This is a genomic window from Actinoplanes sp. ATCC 53533 (assembly GCF_003947245.1).
Map to the genome: position 1 here is coordinate 1 of NZ_QHHV01000350.1, position 5,694 is coordinate 5,694.

Sequence of the window (5,694 nt, forward strand, 5' to 3'; positions counted from 1 at the left end):
CGTAGGTGGCCACCTTGCCGGTCTTGGAGTAGCCCGCCGCCACGTAGCCGGCCAGGAAGGCCGCCTGCTCGGTGGCGAACTGCATCGGGAAGACGTTGGTCGCGTCCGCGATGCTGCTGTCCACGATGCCGAACTGCTGGGTGGTGTTCTCCTTGGCTACCTTCCCGGTGGCGTCGCCCATCAGGCCGCCGACCGAGAGGATGAAGTTGCACTTCTGCGTGACGAACTGCCGCAGGTTGGGCTCGTAGTCAGCCTCGGCCGTCGAGGCCACGTACTTCGGCTCGACATTGCTCTGGGCTTCCTTGGCGGCCTGCAGGCCGGCCCATGCAGAGGCGTTGAACGACCGGTCGTCGATGCCACCGGTGTCGGTGACCATGCACGCCTTATATGCGGTTGCGGCACTCGAGGCCGAACCGGTCGGTGTCTCTTCAGGGGCGTCGCCACAGGCAGCGGCGGCGAGCGAGAGCCCACCCGCCGCGAGAATCGCAACGATTCGCTTCCCACGTACTGGGCGCAAGACGCCCTCCTTCCACAGCGCACCGACACCTCGCGGTGCGTCTCAGGTCGGGAGCGTAGCCGCAGGCCACGGCGGCGTCAGGAAATCAGGCCGGACTGTTGGCGCACCGTTACCTGCCCGCGATCCGGCGGCCGCCTGAACGCCGCTTTAGCAAGGCTGAGGCGGGAATTGCCCGGTTGCCCGCGTAACGCGCCGTTAATCTTTCGGCGGCGCCGGACTCCGAGCCGCGATTTCTTCAGCCCGCCGGGCCTCGGGGGCGGCCGCGCGCCAGGCCCGGACACCCAGCGCACCGACCGCCGTGCCGATCACCAGCGACGCGCCGATCAGCAGGGCGTGCACCCAGAGGAACGAGGTCGGTCCGCCGTCGGCGAACGACCGGTCGTCCTTCCAGATGGCCAGGCCGAACCGGGGCCAGATGAGCCACGTCCAGACTCCGACCAGGACCAGAAACGCCGACCACCGTCGCGAAAGCACCACGGCACGAGTATGCGCCGCGCCCCCGACCGCAGCTCAGCCGACCAGCGCGGGCGTCCGATCCGGGCCTGCGGCCGCGACCTCGGCGGCCGGCCGGGCCAGACCGCGCCTTCCGGCCGCGACCAGCAGCAGACCCCCGATCGCGTACGCGCAGAGCACCGCGAGCGCCGAGCCGGCCCCGTTGCCGTCGAAGTACGCGACCGAGCGCAACAGCGTCGACCCGGCCCCGATCGGCAGCGCCTGCCCGACCGCTCCCCAGGGTTGCGGCAGCAACTCCGCCGCGGAGCTGACCCCGGAGAGTGCGTTGCCCACCAGGAAGACGACCAGCGCCCCGAGGGCCAGCCCGGCACGGTCCAGGACGGCGGCGAGCCCGGCGACCGTGCCGGAGACGGCCAGCCCGAACAGCCCCAGCACCGCCGCGACGCTCAGGTAGTCGCCCGGCAGCACGCCGAGCCAGGCCTGCTGGACGGCCGCCCCGGCGAGCCCCGCGAGGACGGCGAACGTGCCGAGCGCGACGAACCGGGCCGCCCGGCGCTTGACCAGGAGGAAGGTCAGCATCCCGGCGAGCAGCCCGGTGATGGCCAGCGGCAGGAAGCCGGCCCCGAAGGCGGCGCCGCGTGGGTCGTCCGGGTCGGTGGGCACGACGTCGACGACCGGCACCGGGGCGCCGCGGCCGAGCTCCGCGGTGGCCTGGGTGAGCAGGGCGGCGACGGTCGGGCCGGCCGCCGAGGCGACGTGCAGGGCCGGGCCGTCGGTGCCGAGGACGATCGCGCCGTACACCTCGCGGTCGCGGATCGCGGCGTCGGCGTCGGCGACCACCCGCAGGTCGAAGGCGCCCGGGTGGGCGGCGCGGAGCTGATCGGCGAGCTGTGTCGCGGCGGGCTCCGGGCCGGCGACGGCCAGCGGCAGATCCCGGGGCGCGATCTCGGCGGCCGGACCGGCGAAGAGCGGCACGAGCAGTGCCTGGAAGGCGACGACGACAACGGCGAGGACGACGGCGAGCGTCGTAGCCCGGGGTGACCTGGACATGAGGACTCCTAAAAACGAATGCTCGTTCTCTTATGCGCCCAGCGTGCGCCTCCCCCGCCGAGTTCGTCAAGAACGAGCATTCGTTTTAGACTGTGGGACGTGCCACGCGTCTCCGCCGAACACCTCACCGCCCGCCGCGAGCAGATCCTCGCCGCGGCGCGCCGCTGCTTTCTGCGCAACGGCCTGCACAACACGACGATGCAGGACCTGATCGGTGAGGCCGGGCTGTCGGTGGGCGCGGTCTACCGCTACTTCAAGTCCAAGAACGAGATCATCAACGCGATCTCGCAGACGGTCGCCGCCGGTCTCGCCGCCAGGCTCGACGAAGTGGCCGCGCGGGACCTGCCCCTGCTGGAGGCGGTGAGCGCGGCGCTGGATGTTGTCGACGCGCAGCTCGGCCCGGACGGCAACTTCCCCCTGGTGGTCCAGGTGTGGAGCGAGGCCGTCCTCGACCCCGCGATCGGCGCTATCGTCCGCGAGCGCTATCTCGAGTTACGGCGACCCTTCCGGGCGATCGCCGTCCAGGCCGTCGCCCGGGGCGAGCTCAAGCCGGACACTGACCTGGACGCGACGGAAGCCGCGCTGTTCGGGCTACTCCCGGGCTACGCGCTGCAGCGTCAGCTGGTCGGAAGCCCGGACAAGGCGACCTACCTGGCCGGGCTGCGCGCCCTCATCAGCTGACGGCCGCCACGACCAGCCGGCCCCCGACCGGCCGCCACGACCGGCCCGCCCCCGACCGGCCGCCACGACCGGCCGCCACGACCGGCCGCCACGACCGGCCCGCCCCCGATCGGCCCGCCACGACCGGCCCGCCTCCGATCGGCCCGCCATGACCGGCTCAGCGGCACCCGGTCAGGTTCCGGCGGTCAGCTTCGCGGCGATGCGGGCGAAGCCGGCGCGCACCTCGGCCTCGGACGGCGGGCGGCCCGGCGTGGTGCGCCGCGGGCTGTCGCCGCCGTCCAGCTCGGTCGCGGTGGTGTCCAGGTCCTGGCCGGACCGGGCCAGCTCGATCTCGTCGCGGATCGCCGCCGCGTCGGCCAGCGGCAGCAGCGGCTCGACCACCGCCATCAGGTCCTCGTCGGCCACGACCGCCTGGGCCAGCGCCAGCGCGTGCGGCCGCTCGTACGGCCCGCAGACCAGCGGTTCCCATTCCTGTTCGTCGTCCAGCGCGCCGATGGTGATGACCCATGGCAGGTTCGCCACCGGCGAGTCAGGCGGCAGATGCAGTGTCACGAGAGTGCCCACGCGCTCATCATTCCGGGCGGTCGTGCCGAATCCAGGTATTTTGCCCCACCGGGGCAGTTTTATCGTCAGCCGACAGATCGACAACGCGACCGTGCGGGCTGGTCGCCGCCCAGGCCGCGCCGAACAAAAGCAACTGGTTGAAGACGTACAGATAGACCAGGACGCCGACGGCGCTGGCCACCAGGCCGTACGCCGGGTTGCGCTCGACCAGGCCGACGAACGACTTGCCGACCGTGTTCAGCAGGGTGATGCCGATGCCGACCTGCAGCACCGGCGGGGCCATCCGGCGCGCGGTCATCCGCAGCCGCGGCACGGCGGCCAACAGGGCCGCCGCCAGCAGCATGTTGATCGCCACGGTCAGGATCAGGCTGACCGTCGAGCGCAGGAACGCCACGTGCCCGTCGGCGATCCACTCCAGCAGCGATTCCAGGCCGTAGACCGCGAACACCGAGACGGCGAGCAGCAGCAGGATCCCGATCATCACCAGCAGGTCGACGACCTGGCGCACGCCGATGTAGCCGGGCTGCTCGTTGAGCCGCCAGATCAGCCGCTGCGACGAGCGGATCGCCTCCACCCAGCCGATGCCGGTGAAGATCAGGCCCACGATGCCCACGATGCCCACGGTCCGGCCGCTGTCCAGGATCGCCTTGACATCCAGGAACGGCAGGTTCTGCCCGAGGAACTGCTGCACGACGTCGAACAGTTCGACGTTGGATTTGATCAGGAAGCCGAAGATGGAGTAGCCGATCAGCGCCAGCGCGAAGACCGCGAAGAAGCCGTAGTACGCGATCGCGGCGGCGAGCCGGCCGCCGAGAACCTCGTCATACCGCAGCATCGCGCGGCACAGGTGGTCGAAGTACCGCGAGCGGTGCCGCAGCGCCATGATCCGGGCCTCGACCGCCGCGTACGCCCGGTCGATGGCATTCACGCCGCCGACCGTACCCAATCCGGTCGGGTCTGTCGGCACGATCCCGGGCGACTTTTCCGCAGGCCGGGCCGGCCCCGCGCCGCCGGCCCGATCCGGGCCGTCCACGGGCCCGGGCAGGCTCTCCACCGGGCCGGGCACGTCGTCCACAGAGCCGGGCACGCCGTCCACAGAACAGGGCACGTCGTCCACAGAGCCGGGCACGCCGTTCACAGAGCCGGGCGGGCCGTCCGCAAGGCCTGGCGGGCCGTCCGCGGGACCGGGCTGGCTAACGCAGGCCGCCGAGCGGGAAGTCGCGCCGGCGCTGCCAGGGGCCCTCGCCGCCGTGCGAGAAGAGGGCGAAACCGCTGACGTCGAAGCGCGCCGAGAAGCCGGCGAGATCGTCGAAGACCGCGTCCAGGGCGTCGCCCGGCACGTCCTGGGCGACGGTCACGTGCGGGTGGTACGGGAACCGGGTGTCCCGGTTGATCGCCTCGGACGCGGTGATCGCGGCGGCGAGCAACTCGCACTCGCTGATGCCGACCGCGAGGGTCACGAAGACGACCTCGGTGATCGGCCGGAACGTACCGGTGCCGCGCAGGTGGATGGTGAACGGGTCCTGCGCCGTGGCCACCGCCTCGAGGTGCTTCTCGACGTCCTGCCACGACTCGGTGCGGATCTCGGTCGGGCCCAGCAGCGTGACGTGTGCCGGCGTGTATGCCGCCTGCGGATCGCCCGCCGCGGCCCGGCGGCGGGTCAGCGCCGAGCCCCACGGCTCGGGGATGTCGATCGCGACGCCGATGCGCGTCGTGCCCTCGGCCACGCGGCTCAGACCTCGCGTGCCGGGCTGAGGAAGCCCAGGTGCTGGTAGGCGTTCGCCAGGGTGACCGCGGAGACCGCCCGGGCCTTGTCGGCGCCGACCGCGAGGATCTTGTCCAGGTAGCCCGGATCTTCGAGGTAGGTGCGGGTGCGCTCCTGGACCGGCTTGACGAACTCGACGAAGACCTCCGCGAGGTCCTTCTTGAGGTCGCCGTAGCCGCGGCCGTCGTACTGTTCGAGCAGTTCGTCTATGGTCCGCTGGGTCAGCGCCGCGTACATGGTCAGCAGGTTGCTGATGCCGGGCTTGTTCTCCTCGTCGTAGAGGATCTCGCGGCCGGTGTCGGTGACCGCCGACTTGATCTTCTTGGCCGACCGGGCGGGCTCCTCCAGCAGCTCGAGGATGCCGTTCGGCGAGGACGCGGACTTGGACATCTTCGCCGTCGGCTCCTGCAGGTCGGTGATCTTCGCCGTGTCCCGCACGATGTAGGCCGAGGGCACGGTGAAGGTCTTGCCGAACCGGGTGTTGAAGCGCTGGGCCAGGTCGCGGGTGAGCTCGAGGTGCTGACGCTGGTCCTCGCCCACCGGCACGGCGTCGGCCTGGTAGAGCAGGATGTCGGCGGCCTGCAGGATCGGGTAGGTGAACAGGCCGACGCTGGTGGTCTCCGAGCCCTGCTTGGCGGACTTGTCCTTGAACTGGACCATCCGG

General features: G+C 71.4%; 8 protein-coding genes. 1 reads left to right on the top strand and 7 read right to left on the bottom strand.

The window, feature by feature from the left end; all coding sequences use genetic code 11:
* The 3 genes from DMB66_RS56730 to DMB66_RS56740 all read right to left on the bottom strand — a co-directional run.
* On the bottom strand, positions 1-517 hold a 517-nt coding region (locus tag DMB66_RS56730; protein ID WP_125812284.1), incomplete at its 3' end, for a BMP family protein.
* A 195-nt stretch (positions 518-712) separates the two neighbouring features.
* On the bottom strand, positions 713-994 hold the full coding sequence (locus DMB66_RS56735) for an SCO4848 family membrane protein (RefSeq protein ID WP_233625559.1): 282 nt from the start codon (positions 992-994) through the stop codon (positions 713-715).
* A 33-nt stretch (positions 995-1,027) separates the two neighbouring features.
* Positions 1,028-2,020 carry a hypothetical protein gene (locus DMB66_RS56740; RefSeq protein ID WP_125812285.1) on the bottom strand — a complete coding sequence of 331 codons (993 nt, stop codon included), beginning with the start codon at positions 2,018-2,020 and terminating at the stop codon, positions 1,028-1,030.
* A 99-nt stretch (positions 2,021-2,119) separates the two neighbouring features.
* Between DMB66_RS56740 and DMB66_RS56745 the strand changes: the two genes are divergently transcribed.
* Entirely contained in the window at positions 2,120-2,701 is a 582-nt protein-coding gene (locus DMB66_RS56745; protein WP_199753244.1) for a TetR/AcrR family transcriptional regulator, read from the top strand.
* Positions 2,702-2,872: 171 nt separating this feature from the next.
* Here the strand turns inward: DMB66_RS56745 and DMB66_RS56750 are convergent, their stop codons facing one another.
* From DMB66_RS56750 to trpS, 4 genes are all read right to left on the bottom strand, one after another.
* Entirely contained in the window at positions 2,873-3,265 is a 393-nt protein-coding gene (locus DMB66_RS56750; RefSeq protein WP_125812286.1) for a hypothetical protein, read from the bottom strand.
* 7 nt (positions 3,266-3,272) lie between these two features.
* The gene (locus tag DMB66_RS56755; RefSeq protein WP_125812289.1) at positions 3,273-4,193 is read right to left on the bottom strand and encodes a YihY/virulence factor BrkB family protein; all 921 of its coding nucleotides are present in this window, start codon (positions 4,191-4,193) and stop codon (positions 3,273-3,275) included.
* 265 nt (positions 4,194-4,458) lie between these two features.
* Positions 4,459-5,001, bottom strand: a complete 543-nt coding sequence (locus DMB66_RS56760; RefSeq protein WP_125812290.1) for a 2'-5' RNA ligase family protein — start codon at positions 4,999-5,001, stop codon at positions 4,459-4,461.
* Positions 4,998-5,694 (bottom strand): tryptophan--tRNA ligase (gene trpS / locus DMB66_RS56765; RefSeq protein ID WP_125812287.1); only part of this gene is annotated, 697 nt, incomplete at its 5' end. The genes trpS and DMB66_RS56760, both read right to left, overlap by 4 nt.